The organism is Haemophilus haemolyticus (assembly GCF_003493685.1).
GTDB lineage: Bacteria > Pseudomonadota > Gammaproteobacteria > Enterobacterales > Pasteurellaceae > Haemophilus > Haemophilus haemolyticus_O.
This window is the reverse complement of sequence record NZ_QQJW01000013.1, coordinates 25,046-44,517: the sequence shown is the minus strand read 5'-3', so window position 1 is coordinate 44,517 and position 19,472 is coordinate 25,046. Positions and strand designations below refer to the sequence as shown.

The window sequence follows — 19,472 nt, the reverse complement described above, 5'->3', positions numbered from 1 at the left end:
TCATGACAGAACAAAAACAAGTGAAAAAGCCTTCTGCTCGTCGTCGTGCGCGTGAATGTACTGTTCAAGCCTTGTATTCTTGGGCGGTATCCGGCAATACTGCAGAACAAGTGGAATTAGCCTTTGTGTTAGATCAAGATATGGATGGCGTAGATAAACCTTACTTCCGTAAATTATTTCGTCAAATAGTCGAAAATATTGAAACCATTGATTTTTCAATTTCGCCTTATATTGACCGCGCTTTTGATGAGCTTGATCCTATTGAAACTGCAATTTTACGTTTGGCTGTTTATGAATTACGCTTTGAATTAGATGTGCCATATAAAGTGGTTATCAATGAAGCGATTGAAGTGGCAAAAGTATTTGGTGCAGATGAAAGCCATAAATATATCAATGGCGTACTTGATAAAATCGCACCAGCATTAGGGCGTAAATAATCCTTTTAAACTGAAAATGGCGCGCGTTTTTAACGCGTGCCTTTTCTTTTATAAGATAGGTGAAAATAGCAATGGGTGAATTTGATTTAATTAAACGATATTTTCAGCCACAAATATTAGTTGATGATTCCGTTCAATTATCTATTGGCGACGATTGTGCGCTGGTTTCCGTGCCAGAGAATTATCAGCTTGCCATTACGACCGATACAATGGTGGAAAATACACATTTTTTACCAACCATTTCACCTGAAGATTTAGCTTATAAGGCGGTTGCAACAAATTTAAGTGATCTTGCTGCAATGGGGGCACAACCCAAATGGGTTTCTCTGGCATTAACTTTGCCAAACGTAGATGAAAATTGGATTTCAACATTTAGTCAAAGTTTATTGCACACGTTAAAAAAATACAACGTCACATTAATTGGTGGCGATACTACAAAAGGTAATTTGTCTATTACGATTACGGCACAAGGCTTTGTCGAAAAAGGTAAAGGGATTTGTCGGCATAAAGCGCAAGTTGGTGATTTAATTTATGTTTCAGGCACTTTAGGCGATAGCGCAGCAGGTTTAACGCAAATTTTATTGGGCAAAAGAGCGGTTGATTCTGATGATGTTTTTTTGCAACAACGTCATCTTAAACCAATACCTAGAATTGAACTTGGGCGGGCGTTAATTGGCATCGCTCATGCAGCCATTGATCTTTCCGATGGGCTAATCTCTGATTTAGGGCATATTCTTGAACGAAGTCAATGTAGTGCTGAAGTTGAGCTTACAGCTTTACCTCTTTCATCATCGATTTTAAATAAATATGATCGCACTCAAGCGGAACAATTTGCCTTAAGTGGTGGCGAAGATTATGAACTTTGTTTTACCATACCGCCCGAATCTAAAGATGAATTAGAATTACGCTTGAAAAAACTGAACGTACCTTGCACTTGTATTGGTAAAATCACTGAAAAGTGCGGCGACTTTTCTCCCCGTTTTTTACGTGATGGAAAACCTGTGAATATAACTTTTTCAAGTGGTTTCGATCATTTTAAGGAATCAAAATGACAGAAAATAATCCTCTTAAAAAAATCTCTCTTTTAAATCCTATTCATTTGCTTGCTGTTGGTTTCGGATCGGGCTTAATTCATCCTGCTCCTGGTACTTGGGGGAGTTTGGCTGGAACAATTTTAGGCGTGATTTTACTTTCTTTACTAGGCGTAAAAATCTTTTTAATTTTTACCGCACTTTGTTTTCTACTCGGTTGCTACCTTTGTCAAAAAACCACAGCAGATATGGGCGTGCATGATCATGGTTCTATCGTTTGGGATGAATTTGTCGGTGTATTTATTGTATTAGCGGCGATACCGTCATTATCTTGGCAGTGGATTTGGGCTGCTTTTGCGTTATTTCGCTTTTTCGATATTTTAAAACCGTTCCCAATTCGTTATTTTGACGAAAAACTAGAAAGTGGTTTTGGCATTATGGTCGATGATGTTTTAGCGGCAATTTATGCGGTGATTGTCGTATTTGCAATTCAGTATTGGACGTTGTGATGCTGAATTTAATTATTGTGCATTTATTTGGATTAATGACGCCGGGGCCTGATTTCTTCTATGTAAGTCGGATGGCGGCAAGTAACTCTCGTCGTAATACAGTTTGTGGCATTTTAGGCATAACGCTTGGCATCGCCTTTTGGGGAATGCTTTCTATGTTGGGATTGGCGGTGTTGTTCGTTACTATTCCTGCATTACATGGCGTTATTATGTTGCTAGGCGGTAGTTACTTAGCATATATCGGTTTTTTAATGGCTCGCAGTAAAAAACACGCTCAATTTGAACCGCACTCTGATACTGAATTTAATCAGCAAACCACGATTAAAAAAGAAATTGTGAAAGGGCTTTTAGTGAATTTATCCAATGCAAAAGTCGTGGTGTATTTTAGTAGCGTGATGTCGCTTGTCTTAGTAAATATCACTGAAATGTGGCAAATTATCTTGGCTTTTATGGTAATTGTGGTTGAAACATTTTGTTATTTTTATGTGATTTCATTGATTTTTTCACGTAATATTGCCAAGCGTTTATACAGTCAATACAGTCGTTATATTGATAATATGGCAGGTATTGTATTTTTATTTTTTGGTTGTGTGCTTGTTTATAACGGCATCAACGAAATAATTCATTAATAAAAAAGGAAGTAATATGGCATTAAAAATTGCAATCGCCGGTGCGGGCGGAAGAATGGGGCGTCAATTAATTCAAGCGGTTCATTCTGCGGAAGGTGTAGAACTAGGTGCGGCGTTTGAACGCAAAGGATCATCTTTAGTCGGGACGGATGCGGGAGAATTGGCGGGAATTGGTCAACTTGGTGTAACAGTTTCAGACGATCTTGAAAGCCAAAAAGATAAATTCGATTTATTAATCGATTTTACTCGACCAGAAGGCACCCTTGAACATATTGCGTTTTGCGTAGCGAATAATAAAAAAATGGTGATCGGTACAACGGGTTTTGATGAAAATGGTAAAGCAGCGATTAAAGCAGCTTCAGATAAAATTGCTATTGTGTTTGCATCAAATTTCAGTGTTGGCGTGAATTTAGTCTTCAAGCTTTTAGAAAAAGCGGCAAAAGTGATGGGGGATTATTGTGATATTGAAGTGATCGAAGCTCATCACCGTCATAAAGTTGATGCGCCATCTGGCACCGCGCTTTCTATGGGCGAACATATCGCAAAAACCTTAGGTCGCGATTTAAAAACTCACGGAGTCTTCTGCCGTGAAGGAATCACAGGCGAACGTAAACGCGATGAAATTGGTTTTTCAACTATTCGTGCTTCGGATGTGGTGGGGGAACACACGGTTTGGTTTGCAGATATTGGCGAACGTGTAGAAATTTCCCATAAAGCATCAAGCCGAATGACTTTCGCTAATGGCGCAGTGCGTGCTGGTAAATGGTTAGAAAATAAGGCGAATGGCTTATTTGATATGACCGATGTATTAGATTTAAATAATTTATAAATCAATTTCAATGTCACTTTCTACATGACAGCAGCATAATAAAATTTCATCAGGTTGAATAAAGGCAAGGGGCGTATCTTTATAGGACACCTTGCCTTTTTTGATCTTCACACGACAAGAACCACAATAGCCACTACGGCATTGATATTCATGATGAATATTATTTTTCTCGAGATGATCAAGTAAACTTGTTTCATTATTGAATTCTAATGTGGTTTTACTGTAGATTAGATGAATTTTCATAATAACAATGCAGTGAAATTTGCTGAGCATTATATAAGGAAAATCCATATGTTAAAAATACTGTGTTTTATAACCGCACTTTTTATTACTGCTTGTAGTTCTATTAGTAAAGAACCAGTGAAGACGATGGATGTTTATATCAAACCTTATTATTCTGCGGAAAATGGAAAAGCAGAAAATGTATTTGTACATAAAGAAATTGATCCTATGCTACGTGAAAATACGCTAAAAGGTTATAAAAGTGCGGTGAAATTTGTAGACGAAAATCCGGCTCGTATTTCACCAATGACGATGTTCACGTTAGCTGCTCGAGCTTACGATTTTGGCTTAAAAGATGAAGCTGTTACTTGGTTTTATCGTGGACAAAATCGTTTGATCACCGCACTTTATGTGTTGGATTTACCAAAACAAACGGTGCAGGATAATACAGGGTTCAGCCATGTTGTAGGGCAGTTTGTTAATACTTATGCGTTTTGTGATTTTTATAAACAAAGTCGTGCTGCTGAAAATGCAGTGAAATGGACAATTACGCATCCTTATGAAGTGATTTTCTTACCAGCATTACCCGCAAAATTTGCAGATCGTCAAAAAGCGTTAAAAGAAGCAGAAGAAAAATTAGTTCAACGTTTACAGGAACAAGCACTCTTTTTTGCTAATCCAATAAATAAAGAAAAATGGCAAAAAGAGCGGTCAGAAAATTTTGTGAATGAACGATTTTGTTGGTAACAAGAAAAAATGGAATAGCGATAACGTTATTCCATTTTTATTTTTGATAAACCAATGATTTTTCGTATTATTCTTTTACTTTTTAAGTACTTGGTATTATCATTACTCGGTTTTTTATTTTATAGAGAAAAGAGAAGCAGGGGAAACTATGCAACATCTGAACGAGCTTGTCGAGAAAGCAAAATTAGCGATTGAATCCATTCAGGATAAAAGTTTAACGGCTTTGGATGAAATCCGGGTCGAATATTTTGGTAAGAAAGGGCATTTTACTCAATTAATGCAAGAATTGCGTAATGTGTCAGCAGAAGAACGTCCTGCGATGGGCGCAAAAATTAACGAAGCAAAACAAGCTGCGTTAGAATTTTTAAATGCAAAAAAATCGGAGTGGGAACAGGCTGAACTTAACGCAAAATTAGAAAAAGAACGTGTGGATGTGAGTTTGCCCGGTCGCAAAGTTGAAACAGGTGGCTTACACCCAGTTACCATGACGATTAATCGTGTAACAAAATTTTTCTCAGAACTTGGCTTTTCAGTTGAAAATGGCCCAGAAATTGAAAGTGATTATTACAACTTCGATGCGTTAAATATTCCTAAACATCACCCAGCACGAGCGGATCACGATACTTTCTGGTTTAATCCAGAATTATTACTTCGTACCCAAACTTCTGGCGTGCAAATTCGTACTATGGAAAAAATGCAGCCACCAATTCGCATTATGGCTCCAGGACGTGTATATCGTAATGACTACGATCAAACGCATACGCCAATGTTCCACCAAATTGAACTACTTTATGTGGATAAAAAAGCAAATTTCACCGAATTAAAAGGTTTATTGCACGATTTCTTACGCGCTTTCTTTGAAGAAGATTTACAAGTGCGTTTCCGTCCATCTTATTTCCCATTCACAGAGCCTTCAGCGGAAGTGGATGTGATGGGTAAAAATGGTAAATGGTTAGAAGTGTTGGGCTGCGGTATGGTGCATCCAAATGTTTTGCGTAATGTTGGTATTGATCCGAATGAATATTCTGGTTTTGCCGTGGGAATGGGCGTTGAGCGTTTAACAATGTTACGTTATAACGTAACAGATTTACGTTCGTTCTTTGAAAACGACTTACGTTTCTTAAAACAATTTAAGTAATTTCTCGGATTTGAATTAAAAGGATAACAACAAATGAAATTTAGTGAACAGTGGGTAAGAGAATGGGTGAATCCATCCGTTTCAACCGAGCAATTATGCGAGCAAATTACCATGCTTGGCTTAGAAGTGGATGGGGTAGAAGCCGTTGCGGGTAAATTTAATGGTGTCGTTGTTGGTGAAGTAGTGGAATGTGCACAACATCCCGATGCGGATAAATTACGTGTAACTAAAGTGAACGTAGGCGGTGATCGTTTATTGGATATTGTGTGTGGCGCACCAAATTGTCGTCAAGGCTTAAAAGTCGCTTGTGCAACAGAAGGTGCGGTATTACCGGGCGATTTCAAAATTAAGAAAACGAAATTACGCGGTCAACCATCAGAAGGAATGCTTTGTTCATTTTCTGAATTAGGTATTGATGTTGAAGCGGATGGTATTATTGAATTGCCACTTGATGCACCAATCGGTACAGATTTACGTAAATATTTGGGTTTAGATGACAATGCTATTGAAATTAGCTTAACGCCAAATCGTGCGGATTGTTTAAGCATCGCAGGTATTGCGCGTGAAATTGGTGTGGTAAATAAACAACTCGTAAATCAACCGCACTTTGAAGCAGTGCCAGCAACAATTTCTGATAAAGTTCAAATTGATTTACAAGCACCAGAAGCTTGCCCGCGTTATTTATTACGTGTGATAAAGAACGTCAATGTAAAAGCACCATCGCCAATGTGGATGCAAGAAAAATTGCGTCGTTGTGGTATTCGTTCTATCGATCCTATTGTCGATATTACTAACTATATTTTGCTTGAGTTTGGTCAGCCAATGCACGCGTTTGATGCAGCTAAAGTTACACAACCTGTTCAAGTTCGCTTCGCGAAAGAGGGGGAAGAATTAGTATTATTAGATGGCTCAAGCGCAAAACTTCAATCAAATACGTTATTAATTGCTGACCAAAATGGTGCTTTAGCAATGGCAGGGATCTTTGGTGGTGCAGCCAGTGGCGTGAATAGTGAAACGAAAGATGTGATTTTAGAATCCGCATTTTTCGCTCCATTAGCGATTGCAGGCCGTGCAAGACAATATGGTTTACATACTGATGCATCGCACCGTTTTGAACGTGGTGTGGATTTTGAATTAGCCCGTAAAGCAATGGAACGAGCAACTGCATTATTACTTGAAATCTGTGGCGGTGAAGCGGGTGAGATTTGTGAAGCAAGCAGTGAAACTCATCTTCCTAAAGTCAATACAGTTCAACTTCGCCGTAGTAAATTAGATGCACTTTTAGGTCATCATATTGAAACAGAAAGCGTAACAGAAATTTTCCACCGTCTTGGTTTTGATGTTACTTATGCAAATGATATTTGGACGGTAACTTCTGCAAGCTGGCGTTTTGATATTGAAATCGAAGAAGATTTAATTGAAGAAGTGGCGCGTATTTATGGTTATAACAGCATTCCAAACAATGCACCATTAGCGCATCTCCGCATGCGTGAGCACAAAGAATCTGATTTAGATTTAGCTCGAATTAAGACCGCACTTGTGGATGCAGATTATCAAGAAGCTATTACTTATAGCTTTGTGGATCCCAAAATTCAAAGTTTATTACATCCACATCAAGAGGCACTTGTATTGCCAAATCCTATTTCTGTGGAAATGTCCGCAATGCGTGTGTCTTTAATGAGTGGTTTATTAGGTGCTGTGCTTTATAACCAAAATCGCCAACAATCCCGCGTTCGTTTATTTGAAACAGGATTACGTTTTGTACCAGATGCTAATGCTGAATTTGGCGTGCGTCAAGAATTTGTTTTAAGTGCGGTGATTACTGGAACGGCAAAATCTGAACATTGGGCGGGTAAAGCAGAGTCTATTGATTTCTTTGATCTTAAAGGCGATTTAGAATCAGTACTTTCTTTAACTGAAGGGGCTAATAGAGTTCGTTTTGTTGCAAAACAATTTGATGCATTACACCCTGGACAATCTGCTGCTATTGAATTAGATGGTCAAGAAATTGGTTTTATTGGTGCAATTCATCCATCTATTAGCCAAAAACTTGGTTTAAATGGCAAAACTTTTGTATTTGAAATTCTTTGGAATGCAATTGCGGCACGTAATGTGGTCCAAGCAAAAGAAATTTCTAAATTCCCAGCAAACCGTCGTGATTTAGCTTTAGTCGTCGCGGATAGCGTACCAGCAGGGGAATTAATCGCAGCATGTAAACAAGCAGGTGGCGAAAAATTGGTGCAAGTGAACTTGTTCGATGTATATCAAGGTGTGGGCGTCGCTGAAGGCTATAAGAGTTTAGCGATTAGCTTAACAGTCCAAGATAATGAAAAAACACTTGAAGATGAAGAAATTAATGCAGTGATTTCAGCAGTATTAGCGGAGGTAAAACAACGCTTTAATGCTGAATTAAGGGATTAATATGGCTACGATAACTAAACTTGATATTATTGAATATTTAAGCGATAAATATCACTTATCTAAACAAGATACGAAAAATGTAGTGGAGAACTTTTTGGAAGAGATCCGCTTATCGCTAGAATCTGGTCAAGATGTGAAATTATCAGGATTTGGTAATTTTGAACTACGTGATAAATCATCTCGCCCAGGGCGTAACCCAAAAACAGGTGATGTTGTGCCAGTTTCTGCTCGCCGAGTGGTGACATTTAAACCTGGGCAAAAGTTACGTGCCCGTGTAGAAAAAACTAAATAGTCAGCAACAAAAAGTGCGGTGAATTTCTACCGCACTTTTCATATGAAAAGGTATGAAAGTATATAAATCATTTTTAATCGCTACTGCCTCGTTGTTTTTATTCGCTTGTTCCAGTTTTCAAAACGATGATTATGCGATGAACTATAAAGGCCAAATCGGCGATCCTATTATGGCCATAGCCATGTTGAGCGAACAACAACATGAATGGGCGGGTACACCTTATGTGCTCGGCGGTGTTTCACGTCGTGGCGTAGATTGTTCCGGTTTTGTGCAGAAAACTTTCTTCGATCGTTTTAATCTTCGTTTGCCAAGAAGTACAACTGAACAAGCTAATTATGGTAAACATGTCCGCAAAGAAGATATTCAAACGGGTGATTTAATTTTCTTTAAAACTGGCCGAGGTCCTAATGGTTATCATGTAGGAATTTATGTAAAAGAAGACAAATTCCTTCATGCTTCCACCAGAGGGGGCGTTGTTTATTCTTCAATGAATAACCCTTATTGGTCGAAAGCCTTCTGGCAAGTCAGACGAATTTAGAAAGTATAATGCTGGAATTTTCCAGCATTTTTTTATCATGATTTTTTTCAAATTTGGGAGATAAAATGTCCTCAAACTTAACCGCACTTCAAATTCAACTTGAAATTTTACGCCTTATTCCGAAAACACGTTTTATCACTGCAGAAGAAATCTTACAAAAACTTGCTGATATTGGCGTTCAACGTGATATTCGTTCAATCCAACGCCAGCTAGAAAGCTTATCTCAACAGTTTGAAATTGAACGTGATTGCGTGATAAACCTTATGGATATCGATGGAAATCAAATGCTAAAGGCTTGGATTTACCGATTTTAAATGAACAGCAATCACTTGTGCTTATGCTTGCTAAACAATATCTCAATGGCATTTTGCCTTCTAGCATTATGAGCTCAATGGAGGCGTTCTTTCAACAGGCCGAATATAATTTGGTTTATGACAGCCATAAAAAATCAGGGGCAGAATGGCTTAATAAAGTTGCTATTGCGCCAACTAGTCAGCCGTTATTACCTGCCAAAATCAATCCAGAAATTTTTTCTCAAATTAGTACCGCACTTTATCAAAATCGATTTTTACAGGTGCATTATCGGAGTATTCACGGTAAAGAACATAAGGCACAGGTCAAGCCATTGGCTTTGGTACAACAAGGACCAAGTAGCTATTTAGTCGCACAATATGAGAATGGCGATATTTTACACCTTGCTTTGCATCGCTTGCTTAAGGTTACAGTGAGTACAATGATATTTGAACGCCCTAATTTCAATTTGAAATCTTATGTAGAAAGCCAAAAGTTTGGTTTTACCTATGGTCGAAAAATTCGATTAACTTTCCGCATTAATAAAGATATTGGTGGATTTTTAACAGAAACACCACTATCAACAGATCAAACAGTAAAAGATTCTGGGGATGATTATGAAATTTCAGCAACGGTGATCGAAAGTCAAATGCTGGAGTGGTGGATAGCTCACTTTGGTGAAAATTATCAAGAAATTGAGCGTGTATATTTAGAAGAAACAGTATAACGACATAAATTGTCGCTTTGCGCTTTATGATAAATCTATCTGAAGAGAGGACATTCAAATGAAACAGATTGTGTACATTGATATGGATAATGTGATGGTAGATTTTCCATCAGGTATTGCAAAACTAGATGATAAAACCAAGCGAGAATATGAAGGTCGATATGATGAAGTCGAGGGCATTTTTAGCTTAATGGAACCAATGCCAAACGCGATTTCTGCCGTTCATAAATTGATGAAGAAATATCATATTTATGTGCTTTCTACTGCGCCTTGGCATAATCCTTCCGCTTGGAGTGATAAAGTAAAATGGATTCAACATTATTTCGGTGAAGAAAAAGGTTCAGCCTTATACAAACGATTGATTTTATCCCATCATAAAAACCTCAACCAAGGCGATTATTTAATTGATGATCGCACTAAAAATGGTGCTGGCAAATTTCAAGGTGAACATGTTCATTTTGGTACAGAACAGTTTGCTAATTGGAATTGTGTCTTATCTTACTTAGGCTGTGGGCCTTTTACACCAAGTGATATTTTGCAAGATTGTTTGAAAAAGCCTGCAGCCCTTGTGCAAGTTGAAAATGAGGAGCAAAGCCGAGTCATTGGTACTTTTGCGGATCGATATAAATGGCAAGTGTTTAATTTAGCCTGTGTTTATGCGGATGAAACAGCAACCGAACAGAAAACGGTCTATTTAATTATCAGTCCTTATCTCAGTGATGAATTTAAGATACGTATTGAAGCAATGAGTGCCCATATTCAAGCCGAATATGACGTGTTATTACGCTCAAAATCACAGCTAAAACAATATTTCCAACATCTTTCAGATAAGCCATTCTTGCACATTGAAACCTATACTTATCAACCGCTTTATAAAGCAGGGAATATATTTGGCATGATGGCGAGAGATAGACAGATTGATGAAATTTTAGAACAAAAAGGAGCCTGAAAAATGACTTTGGAAAAGAAACCAATTTGCGTAGTATTAACCGGTGCTGGCATTAGTGCCGAAAGTGGTATTCCAACTTTTAGAGCGGAAGATGGCTTGTGGGCGGGGCATAAAGTAGAAGAAGTTTGCACGCCTGAAGCCTTAAAGAAAAAGCGTGCAAAAGTATTGGCGTTTTATAATGAACGACGTCGTAATGCTCAAGCTGCAGAGCCTAATGCAGCACACTTGGCTTTGGTTGAATTGGAAGAATTTTATGAAGTTCATATAATCACTCAAAATGTGGATGATTTACATGAGCGAGCGGGAAGTACTAACGTACTCCATTTACATGGAGAATTGAATAAAGCTCGCAGCAGTTTTAATACCGATTACATTGTTCCATGTTTGGGTGATCAATTGTTAGAGGATAAGGATAATCACGGTCATCCAATGCGTCCACATATAGTCTTTTTTGGGGAAAATGTACCAATGTTTCCTAAAGCAGAAAAGTTAGTGAAAAAGGCAGATATTGTGATTGTTATTGGCACTTCATTACAAGTTTATCCAGCTAATGGATTGGTAAATCTAGCTCCATATGGTTCACTTATCTATTTGATCGATCCTAATCCAAATACAGGGTTTGTTCGTAAGCAAGTTATCGCAATAAAAGAAAAAGCGGGTGAGGGCGTTCCGAAAGTGGTAGCTGAGTTATTGGAGAAAGTTAAAAATACATAGAAAATCGACCGCACTTTTTAAACAAATAGCGACTTTGGTCGCTATTTATCATTACTTCTCTTGTTTCTGCTTAAGCATATGCATAATAAGCCTAATAAGCGTTTCTTTTTGTTTCGGATCAGATTCAGCCACTAATAAAGTGAGTGCTGCAAGCCCAGTATCATTGATAACTGGATGCCCATAATGATCCAGCAAACGCCCATTTCTATGTAAGAAATCTACAAATAAAAATGCGCCACTTCGTTTATTACCATCTGAAAAAGGATGGTTCTTGACGACAAAATAAAGTAAATGCGCTGCTTTTGCTTCAATGCTTGGATAAGCAGGTTCACCAAATACACTTTGATCTAAATTACCTAAAATCGCAGATAAGCCATTGTCTCGTTCACGTCCAAACAGATCACTTGCTTCACCTTTTGCCATCAGCTGTGATTTTAACTCTGCTAGTGCAGAACAAGCCTCAGCATAAGTCGGTAATGTACCGCCTTGCTGTGTTTGTGGTTCGGTAAGTAAACCTTCATCATATTGTTGTAGCCATAAAAACGTATGCGTATAACGGCTGACAATATCCACTAATCCACGACCACTTTCTAGCGTTAATTCTGATGAATTTGCCGTTTTTTGAATAAGCGCAAGTGCTTGTTCTAATTCGTGAGCATTTTGCTGTAAACGTTTTTGGTTAATAGTATAGCCTTGAGTCAGATATTCTTTTAAACGTGCAGTTGCCCAACGGCGGAAACTAATGCCTTGTTTAGATTTTACTCTATAACCAACAGAGATAATCATATCTAAATCATAATGCTCAATTTCACGATTGACTTGGCGTTTACCTTCTTGGCGAACTATCCGGAATTTCCGGATAGTTGATTCTTTCTCAAGTTCTTCGTCATCAAATATATTGGTAATGTGCTCATTAATGGTGCGAATATCTTTACCAAATAACATAGCCATCTGCGCCTGGGAAAGCCAAACTGTATCATTTTCAAATCTCACTTCCACTTGCGTTGTGCCATCTTGAGCTTGGTAAATTTCAATCGGGTTTTGGTTATTCATATTTTTTCCTTAATAATTTTATATGTATATGTAACCAGATAAATATTCATATTGCAATACAGATCATCTTATTTGCAAAAAATCTTCTAAAAATAACCGCTTTCAACATTCGCAAACGACACAAGTTGTCGCTTCCTTTCATATGATTTTTCCATAAAGGGAGATTTTTTACTTCTTACATATCTATCAAGCCTTTAATCAATAAAAGGAGCAAATAATGGCAATGAAAGTAATTATGGCAAAAGATCCACTTTTTGAGGATGTAAAAAAATTTGTGAAACAACCAAAAGTTGCATCTAACTCGGTGATTCAACGCAGATTTATGTTGGGTTTTAAGTACGGCGAAAGCAAAAAAAGGCGGATTTATTCGTATTAACCCGCAAGATGCAGGTGTGCCGAAAATGCACTTTTAAAGTCTAGAAATGAAAGCATTAGATGCACTAAAAGCGATTGATTGCCTTCTAAACCCTTCTCAACAAGCGGTTGAATAATGGAAAATTTTTGCGAAATTACCTTCTGCCAACAAATTGGCAGCAACAAGCGACACAACCAAGATGCCCATTTTTAATGGCGAGGCGGTGTTTCAATATAAACTCAAAACGGCTGAAAAACGCCTTGAAAACCGACCGCACTTTTCCTTTCATTTTTATTTTCCCTAACAGATCTGTATAATATTTACCCTTTGAATATAAACGATTACAGGAGGAAAGCATGATAAAACCAGATACTTTACCGCAATTTTTGCGTAATAAAGTCGAGGAAAATGATGCCTTTGGTCTTGTGGAAGGGCTGTGTCAATTATTACGTAGTAGCCCTACAGAAAAAATTTCTCCAACCTTACATCTATTTAAGTTTATCTTAAAGAACGATAAAGAATTAGGTTGTTCTGTTTCGAAATTATTATGTGGTTGGTTATGTGGTTTACGTCTTTACCCGTTGTTTATTAGCAGTGGTATTCTTACGCGTGGCGGTTTTGGGCAAGAAATGAAAACACGTATTTATGAGCGTTTTAACCCCTCTTTTAAAGATATTAATGATTTACGTGATATTTTTTATTTATTGTTTAGCGATAAAAATGATGCGCGCTGGATTGATGCCGTCCCATTAAAAACGTGGCGAGGCGTATTTGGCGTTTTAACCCGTTATACAGAACAAAAAGATCGGGAACGTTTAAAAAATCATATTGAAAGTGAAGGGCTATTTGCCATTGAGATGCTTTCAATTTGGATTGCGGCTGAAGATATGGATCCTGAACTGATGCGAATGGAACCCTCTCTGTTGAATGCTGATTCACCTTTTGTGGCATTGCACCATGAAGTGCTGAATTGGTTACAGGCGCGCCGCCAATCAACCGTTTTTGATGATAGTCATTTGCAGGTAATGTTTAGCCAATGTAAAAAATTGGTTGAGCGTTTGCAAAAACGTGGAGCAGTGGTGGGCTCTTCTTTAAATACGGCTTATTTATTGGAGCGTCTTTCTCAGACCTTAGAACGATTAGAAACCTTGATGGCGATTTTTGTTTCAAATCGCTATTTACCACGCCGAATATTGTTATTAACCGGCTGTTTTGCCCGCGCAGCAGCAGAAAAACATAGCATCACCCGATTATGGAAACAAAGCTCAAGATTAATTTCACGTAGCATTACCCAAAATGCGGGTGACCACGGTGAGCACTACATTACGCGAGATAAAAAAGAGTATTGGGCAATGTTTTATTCTGCGGCAGGTGGTGGCGTATTAATTGCACTGATGGCGCTATTTAAAATCTATCTAGGTAGCATTATTGATGACAAAGTCTGGAAAGGGATTGCCGAAGGCTTAAATTACGGCTTAGGTTTTATGGTGATCTTTATATTGCATTTTACGGTAGCGACGAAACAGCCAGCCATGACTGCAGCCCGTTTTGCTGAGGCTGTTGAGAAAACGCCTCAAGGCAAAAGCGTCAATATGAAATTAGCCCAATTATTAGTGGATGTATTTCGCTCTCAAAGTATTGCTGTGCTAGGCAATGTACTTATTGCGATGGGATTGGCTGCATTGATTGCGTTTGGTTACCAATATAAAACAGGTGAGCCATTGATGAATGCTGATCAAATCGCTTATCAGTTGCATAGCATTGATCCTTTTGCGGGAACCTTATGGTTTGCAGCCATTGCGGGTGTATGGTTATTCTGTTCCGGGATTATTTCGGGTTATTTTGATAACCGCAGCAATTATTTGAATATGCGTATGCGTTTAACGCAACATCCGTTATTGAAAAAATTAATGTCTGAGAAATCTCGCGTTAAATTTGCTAATTATATGCATGAGAATTATGGCTCGCTTATCGGTAACCTTTGCTTTGGTATGCTGCTTGGTATTACCGGTGTGGTAGGTTATTTAACGCACCTTCCGTTAGATATTCGCCATGTAGCATTTTCATCTGCGAATGTAGGCTATATTGCTGTGAGCGGATAATTCACCTATTCATTGCTTTTACAATGCATTGGTTTTGTATTGTTGATTGGTTTAGTGAATTTAATTGTCAGCTTTTCATTAACGCTTCGGATTGCACTGCGTTCTTTGAATGCGGAAATTGAGAGTTGGTGGCCAATTTGGCATGAAGTTTGCCAAATTGTGAAAAAACGGCCATTGAGCTTATTTCTTCCCGTTCAATTAGATAAATAATCGTCTTAAGTGCGGTCAAATTTTAAGAGATTTTAAAACGCTTTGAAAATTGACCGCATTTTGAACTGCACCCCAAAACCTGGACACCTAATTTGAGGTCCAGATTATGTCCTACTCTTATGAATTTCGTTTGAAAATTATCAAACTCGTCACCGAACAGGATTATGGTATCCGTGAGGTGGCTAAACTTCATAACATTCCCCATTCTGCCGTCATCTATTGGCTAAAAGCATTTCGTGAAAGAGGGCTTGATGGCGTAAAATCGCCTCATACAAACCTTCAAACACTAAAAATAGTGAAGTCAAAAATGAAAAAGAAAGACATTGAAATCCCGGAAACCACAGACTTTTCACCTAAAGCGTTTAAAAAGTTACAACGAGAGCTCGCCTTGGCTCGAGCGGAGATTGCTTATCTAAAGGAGTTGGAGGCGCTCGACCGTCAAAAACAACGACAGAAAAAAGAAAACTCATTGAAAGATTGAAGCCAAACCACGCATTAAATGATTTACTTCGTGTGGCTAAAACGCCCGAAGTTTTCATTGGTAAAAAAGATGTTAGAACAAGGGCTTAGTAAGATTAAACCGATAGAATGCCCGATTATTCATAGCGACCAAGGCGTATTGTATGGCACGGCGGAATGGGTGAAAATGTTGGAGGGTAAAGCAGTGCAAAGTATGAGTCGCCGAGGAAATTGCTATGATAATGCGGTGATTGAAAGTTTTTTTTCGATACTAAAATCAGCGTGTTTTTACTCACGGACTTATCATTCAATCGCTGAATTACAGGCTGAAATTGAAGAATATTTAGTGTATTACAACCAAAAACGAATTAAACTTGGTTTAAAAGGATTGAGCCCAGTGCAATACCGAGCTCAATATTTAAGTTAACTAACCTGTCCAACTTTTGGGGGCAGATCATTTTTTATTTTTTTCAACTGACAGAAAATAAAAACCATTGAATTTATCTTCAATTATTATTTCTGTGATCCATCTCACAATCTTAATATGACAATTATCATAACCCTTTAGAGAGCGTTATATTATCGTTACGCTATGTTGATCGATATAGGGAGGACAACATATGCTCATGACGATACTCAGCTTCCTCATTGTAACTGGTGTGGTTGCTTATATTTCTTGGTTAAAAACAAAAGGGGATGATTTAAAATCTTCAAAAGGATATTTTTTGGCAGGTCGCGGATTAAGTGGTTTAATGATTGGTTGCTCAATGGTGCTGACATCGCTTTCAACTGAACAACTTATCGGCGTAAATGCGGTCTCTTATAAAGGAAACTTTTCCATTATCGCATGGACCGTTCCAACGGTTATTCCGCTTTGTTTCTTGGCACTTTATATGTTGCCGAAATATTTGCGTAACGGTTACACAACAGTACCAGAGTTTTTTGAAAGCCGTTTTGACCGTCAAACTCGCTTGATTATGTCCACGCTTTTCTTAGTCTTTTATCTTTTCATCGTAATTCCAACCGCACTTTACACTGGTGCAATTGCCTTTAATAAAATCTTCAACTTAGAAACTGCATTTGGTTTAAGTTATGGGGCAGCCATAACTTACACGGTCATTGCCATTGGTGTTGTAGGGGCTATTTATGCGATTTTTGGTGGTTTGAAAGCAGTGGCGGTATCAGACACGATCAATGCGGTGATTTTAGTCATTGGCGCATTGCTTGTCCCATTCTTTGCCTTGATGTATTTAGGCGATGGCAGTTTCTCTGAAGGTTTACACACAATCACAACAACGCATATTGAAAAATGGAATGCAATTGGTAGCGAAACCGATGCCACACCTTGGCCAACGATTTTCACCGGTATTATGGTTGTTCACTTTTTCTATTGGACAACGAACCAAGCTATCGTACAACGTTGCTTAGGTGCGAAAGATTTACAATCAGGTCAAAAAGGCATTTTGATTGCGGCATTATTCTTATTAACTTTACCGATCATTTTAAACCTTCCTGGTTTATTGAGTTTCCATATTTTAGGTGAAGGCGTAAATCCAATTGATGCCTCTTATCCATTATTAGTAAACAAAGTATTGCCAACTTGGTTACAAGGTTTCTTTATTGCCGCACTATTTGGCGCAATTTTAAGTACCTTTAACTCATTCTTAAATTCAGCAGCAACCATTTACTGTAAAGATTTATTACCTTCTATCAGCAAAAAAGTGCGGTCAGAAGAAGAATTAATTTCTTACGCGAAAAAAGTTTCTACCATTATGGCGATCGTCACTATGATTTTCGCTCCGTTACTCATGTTTGGTACTGATGGTATCTTCTTAATCACTAAACGTTTCGCAGGATTTGTGAATATTCCAATCGTTGCTTTATTTGCCGTAGGTATGTTTAACAAAACGGTATCTGGCAAAGCGGCACGTATCGCTTTACTTGCTCACGTTATCTTGTACTTCTGCATCGTTTGGGTGTTTAATGTCAAAATCAACTTTGTGTATGTTATGGGCGGATTATTCGTATTTGATGTTGTATTAATGCTCATCTTAGGACAATTCTTACGCCGTGAACCTTACATTGAAAACAAAGAAAACTTAGGTAACGTAGATTTAACTAACTGGAAATACTTAAAAGTAACCAGCGTGTCTTTAATCTTAGGTTTACTTGCGCTTTACACTTTCCTTTCACCACTTGGTATGGCATCAGAATCTGGCAATCCATCAATGGTGCTTGGCGTATGGGCAGTGTTACAAATTATCGTGTTATTTGTTGTACGAGATAAAGAGGCTAAATAATGAACATTATTTACATTCTACTGGATCAAATTCGTAAAGATATGTTGGGGCCTTATGGGCACCAAATTGTGAAAACCCCGAATTTGGATCGTTTGGCAAAAGATGGCGTTCGCTTTAATAATGCTTTCACGCCAGCTTCTGTTTGCGGTCCTGCACGTACTTCACTTTTTACTGGATTAATGCCGTCGTCTCACGGCATTATTAAAAATGGGGAAAAAGGTGGTACTGGTGAAATTAGCCAAGAAAAACCGAATATCGGTAAATTAGCTGGCTATAACACCTATGTTGTAGGGAAATGGCACGTAGGTACTAAATCTGTACCCGAAGATTACGGGATTAAAGGCCATAACTTTGATGGTTATGGCTATCCCGGCAGTGGGGTATATAAAAATTTAGTCTTCAACCAACCGCCAACACATTCTAATCGTTATAAAGAATGGTTAGAAGAAAAGGGGTATGACATCCCAGAAGTAAGCCGCGCCTACTTTGGTGATAACCCACATTTAAGAGTACAAGAACTTTGCGGTTTACTCTCAGGCACAAAAGATCAAACCATCCCTTATTTCATCATTGATGAAGCGAAGAAATATATTCAAGAATCATTAGATGAAGGCAAGCCGTTCTTTGCATGGATAAACTTCTGGGGGCCACACACGCCTTGTATCGTGCCAGAACCTTATTATTCCATGTATCGAAAAGAAGATGTGGTGCTTGATAAAAGTTTCTTTAAACCGTTAGAGGGCAAACCAGGACATTTCCGCACAATTTCAAAAATGTGGGGAATGTGGGAAGCGAGCGAAGATCATTGGAAAGAAGTCATCACAAAATTCTGGGGGTATATCACCTTAATTGATGATGCGATCGGTGAATTATTCGAATACTTAGAAAAAAACGGTCTTTATGACCGCACTTTCTTGGTAGCAACCGCAGACCATGGTGATGCAATGGGGGCGCATCGAATGATTGAAAAAGGTGAATTTATGTTTGATGCCACCTATAACATTCCTATGATTATCAAAGACCCAAATTCAGACCGAGTCAATCAAGAAGATGATAACTTTGTCTATCTTCACGACTTAACTTCGACAGTGTTTGATTTAGCTAATCAAAAAGTTCCTGAAAGTTTTGAAGGGCAGAGTATTCTCCCGATTATGCGCCAACACCAAGATAACCAAAGAAAAGGTGTGCTTGGTCAGCTCGCAGGGCATTTTGTGTATTTTGAACAACGTATGTGGCGTCGTAAAGATTATAAACTCGTATTTAATGCGACTGATGTTTGTGAACTTTACAACATCCGTAACGATCCAGAAGAAATGCATAATTTATTCTATGATTCACAATATAACAGCATCAAAAAAGAGATGTTGGAAGAAATGCGCGCAGAGATGAAACGTCTGAATGATCCACTGGAAAATTGGGTTTATCGAATTATTGACGAAATTTAACCAAAGTCGTAGATTAAGGGCGTATCTGATACGCCCTTTGTTATCTCTGAACCTTTAAAATTATAGGAATAAAT

18 protein-coding genes and 5 pseudogenes are annotated in these 19,472 nt (G+C 38.1%); 21 read left to right on the top strand and 2 right to left on the bottom strand.

Translation table 11 applies throughout. The features are described 5' to 3' along the window. Positions 1–2: 2 nt before the first annotated feature. From nusB to dapB, 5 genes are all read left to right on the top strand, one after another. Positions 3–437, top strand: a complete 435-nt coding sequence (gene nusB, locus DV434_RS09230) for a transcription antitermination factor NusB (protein WP_118785893.1) — start codon at positions 3–5, stop codon at positions 435–437. 65 nt (positions 438–502) lie between these two features. After that, positions 503–1,489, top strand: a complete 987-nt coding sequence (gene thiL, locus DV434_RS09225; protein WP_192881513.1) for a thiamine-phosphate kinase — start codon at positions 503–505, stop codon at positions 1,487–1,489. Then, positions 1,486–1,977 carry a phosphatidylglycerophosphatase A family protein gene (locus DV434_RS09220; protein WP_118785891.1) on the top strand — a complete coding sequence of 164 codons (492 nt, stop codon included), beginning with the start codon at positions 1,486–1,488 and terminating at the stop codon, positions 1,975–1,977. Before thiL ends, DV434_RS09220 begins: the two co-directional genes overlap by 4 nt. Further along, positions 1,977–2,606 (top strand): LysE family transporter, encoded by a 630-nt coding sequence (locus DV434_RS09215; RefSeq protein WP_192881512.1) that lies wholly within the window; start codon positions 1,977–1,979, stop codon positions 2,604–2,606. Before DV434_RS09220 ends, DV434_RS09215 begins: the two co-directional genes overlap by 1 nt. A gap of 16 nt (positions 2,607–2,622) precedes the next feature. After that, complete coding sequence (dapB, locus tag DV434_RS09210; protein ID WP_118785889.1) at positions 2,623–3,435, top strand: 4-hydroxy-tetrahydrodipicolinate reductase; 813 nt, start codon at positions 2,623–2,625, stop codon at positions 3,433–3,435. On the opposite strand, the gene yfaE is transcribed toward dapB, so the two are convergent. Next, complete coding sequence (gene yfaE, locus DV434_RS09205; protein ID WP_044232385.1) at positions 3,430–3,678, bottom strand: class I ribonucleotide reductase maintenance protein YfaE; 249 nt, start codon at positions 3,676–3,678, stop codon at positions 3,430–3,432. The genes dapB and yfaE overlap by 6 nt on opposite strands. A gap of 48 nt (positions 3,679–3,726) precedes the next feature. Between yfaE and DV434_RS09200 the strand changes: the two genes are divergently transcribed. The 8 genes and pseudogenes from DV434_RS09200 to DV434_RS09165 all read left to right on the top strand — a co-directional run bounded on the left by DV434_RS09200 (position 3,727) and on the right by DV434_RS09165 (position 11,474). Then, a complete protein-coding gene (locus DV434_RS09200; protein WP_239992782.1) occupies positions 3,727–4,404 on the top strand; it encodes a hypothetical protein in 678 nt (225 codons plus the stop codon). Positions 4,405–4,552: 148 nt separating this feature from the next. After that, entirely contained in the window at positions 4,553–5,542 is a 990-nt protein-coding gene (gene pheS / locus DV434_RS09195; RefSeq protein WP_118785887.1) for a phenylalanine--tRNA ligase subunit alpha, read from the top strand. A 33-nt stretch (positions 5,543–5,575) separates the two neighbouring features. Continuing rightward, complete coding sequence (gene pheT / locus DV434_RS09190; RefSeq protein WP_118785886.1) at positions 5,576–7,963, top strand: phenylalanine--tRNA ligase subunit beta; 2,388 nt, start codon at positions 5,576–5,578, stop codon at positions 7,961–7,963. Position 7,964: 1 nt separating this feature from the next. Further along, entirely contained in the window at positions 7,965–8,255 is a 291-nt protein-coding gene (locus DV434_RS09185) for an integration host factor subunit alpha (RefSeq protein ID WP_005652847.1), read from the top strand. Between the two features lie 52 nt (positions 8,256–8,307). Next, the gene (locus DV434_RS09180) at positions 8,308–8,793 is read left to right on the top strand and encodes an NlpC/P60 family protein (protein ID WP_046950270.1); all 486 of its coding nucleotides are present in this window, start codon (positions 8,308–8,310) and stop codon (positions 8,791–8,793) included. 65 nt (positions 8,794–8,858) lie between these two features. Continuing rightward, a pseudogene (locus tag DV434_RS09175) lies at positions 8,859–9,811 on the top strand (helix-turn-helix transcriptional regulator). Positions 9,812–9,869: 58 nt separating this feature from the next. Next, positions 9,870–10,760 carry a 5' nucleotidase, NT5C type gene (locus DV434_RS09170; protein WP_118785885.1) on the top strand — a complete coding sequence of 297 codons (891 nt, stop codon included), beginning with the start codon at positions 9,870–9,872 and terminating at the stop codon, positions 10,758–10,760. Positions 10,761–10,763: 3 nt separating this feature from the next. Further along, positions 10,764–11,474, top strand: coding sequence for an SIR2 family NAD-dependent protein deacylase (locus DV434_RS09165; RefSeq protein WP_118785884.1), 711 nt, complete (start codon positions 10,764–10,766; stop codon positions 11,472–11,474). A 51-nt stretch (positions 11,475–11,525) separates the two neighbouring features. Here DV434_RS09165 and DV434_RS09160 read toward each other — a convergent pair whose 3' ends face one another. Next, complete coding sequence (locus DV434_RS09160; protein WP_118785883.1) at positions 11,526–12,527, bottom strand: virulence RhuM family protein/type II toxin-antitoxin system death-on-curing family toxin; 1,002 nt, start codon at positions 12,525–12,527, stop codon at positions 11,526–11,528. A gap of 217 nt (positions 12,528–12,744) precedes the next feature. Here DV434_RS09160 and DV434_RS09155 point away from each other — a divergent pair. The 8 genes and pseudogenes from DV434_RS09155 to DV434_RS09120 form a co-directional block, all read left to right on the top strand. Further along, positions 12,745–12,861: pseudogene (locus tag DV434_RS09155) on the top strand (DNA translocase FtsK); the annotation flags it as partial. Positions 12,862–12,865: 4 nt separating this feature from the next. After that, positions 12,866–13,018, top strand: a pseudogene (locus DV434_RS09150) (NAD-dependent deacetylase); the annotation flags it as partial. Continuing rightward, positions 13,018–13,162 (top strand): annotated as a pseudogene (locus DV434_RS09145) (PP2C family protein-serine/threonine phosphatase); the annotation flags it as partial. The pseudogenes DV434_RS09150 and DV434_RS09145, both read left to right, overlap by 1 nt. Before the next feature lie 76 nt (positions 13,163–13,238). After that, positions 13,239–15,194: pseudogene (locus DV434_RS09140) on the top strand (site-specific recombinase). A 106-nt stretch (positions 15,195–15,300) separates the two neighbouring features. Beyond that, a complete protein-coding gene (locus DV434_RS09135) occupies positions 15,301–15,675 on the top strand; it encodes a transposase (RefSeq protein ID WP_118785880.1) in 375 nt (124 codons plus the stop codon). 69 nt (positions 15,676–15,744) lie between these two features. Continuing rightward, complete coding sequence (locus tag DV434_RS09130) at positions 15,745–16,080, top strand: IS3 family transposase (protein WP_192881511.1); 336 nt, start codon at positions 15,745–15,747, stop codon at positions 16,078–16,080. A 193-nt stretch (positions 16,081–16,273) separates the two neighbouring features. Further along, the gene (locus DV434_RS09125) at positions 16,274–17,953 is read left to right on the top strand and encodes a solute:sodium symporter family transporter (RefSeq protein WP_118785878.1); all 1,680 of its coding nucleotides are present in this window, start codon (positions 16,274–16,276) and stop codon (positions 17,951–17,953) included. Further along, entirely contained in the window at positions 17,953–19,398 is a 1,446-nt protein-coding gene (locus DV434_RS09120; RefSeq protein ID WP_118785877.1) for a sulfatase family protein, read from the top strand. Before DV434_RS09125 ends, DV434_RS09120 begins: the two co-directional genes overlap by 1 nt. The last annotated feature ends 74 nt before the right edge of the window (positions 19,399–19,472 follow it).

Bases quoted from the DNA above. Each gene is read 5' to 3' on its own strand.
- nusB (WP_118785893.1), top strand. From the start codon at position 3: ATGACAGAACAAAAACAAGTGAAAAAGCCTTCTGCTCGTCGTCGTGCG.
- DV434_RS09220 (WP_118785891.1), top strand. From the start codon at position 1,486: ATGACAGAAAATAATCCTCTTAAAAAAATCTCTCTTTTAAATCCTATT.
- DV434_RS09215 (WP_192881512.1), top strand. From the start codon at position 1,977: ATGCTGAATTTAATTATTGTGCATTTATTTGGATTAATGACGCCGGGG.
- dapB (WP_118785889.1), top strand. From the start codon at position 2,623: ATGGCATTAAAAATTGCAATCGCCGGTGCGGGCGGAAGAATGGGGCGT.
- yfaE (WP_044232385.1), bottom strand. From the start codon at position 3,678: ATGAAAATTCATCTAATCTACAGTAAAACCACATTAGAATTCAATAAT.
- DV434_RS09200 (WP_239992782.1), top strand. From the start codon at position 3,727: ATGTTAAAAATACTGTGTTTTATAACCGCACTTTTTATTACTGCTTGT.
- pheS (WP_118785887.1), top strand. From the start codon at position 4,553: ATGCAACATCTGAACGAGCTTGTCGAGAAAGCAAAATTAGCGATTGAA.
- pheT (WP_118785886.1), top strand. From the start codon at position 5,576: ATGAAATTTAGTGAACAGTGGGTAAGAGAATGGGTGAATCCATCCGTT.
- DV434_RS09185 (WP_005652847.1), top strand. From the start codon at position 7,965: ATGGCTACGATAACTAAACTTGATATTATTGAATATTTAAGCGATAAA.
- DV434_RS09180 (WP_046950270.1), top strand. From the start codon at position 8,308: ATGAAAGTATATAAATCATTTTTAATCGCTACTGCCTCGTTGTTTTTA.
- DV434_RS09170 (WP_118785885.1), top strand. From the start codon at position 9,870: ATGAAACAGATTGTGTACATTGATATGGATAATGTGATGGTAGATTTT.
- DV434_RS09165 (WP_118785884.1), top strand. From the start codon at position 10,764: ATGACTTTGGAAAAGAAACCAATTTGCGTAGTATTAACCGGTGCTGGC.
- DV434_RS09160 (WP_118785883.1), bottom strand. From the start codon at position 12,527: ATGAATAACCAAAACCCGATTGAAATTTACCAAGCTCAAGATGGCACA.
- DV434_RS09135 (WP_118785880.1), top strand. From the start codon at position 15,301: ATGTCCTACTCTTATGAATTTCGTTTGAAAATTATCAAACTCGTCACC.
- DV434_RS09130 (WP_192881511.1), top strand. From the start codon at position 15,745: ATGTTAGAACAAGGGCTTAGTAAGATTAAACCGATAGAATGCCCGATT.
- DV434_RS09125 (WP_118785878.1), top strand. From the start codon at position 16,274: ATGCTCATGACGATACTCAGCTTCCTCATTGTAACTGGTGTGGTTGCT.
- DV434_RS09120 (WP_118785877.1), top strand. From the start codon at position 17,953: ATGAACATTATTTACATTCTACTGGATCAAATTCGTAAAGATATGTTG.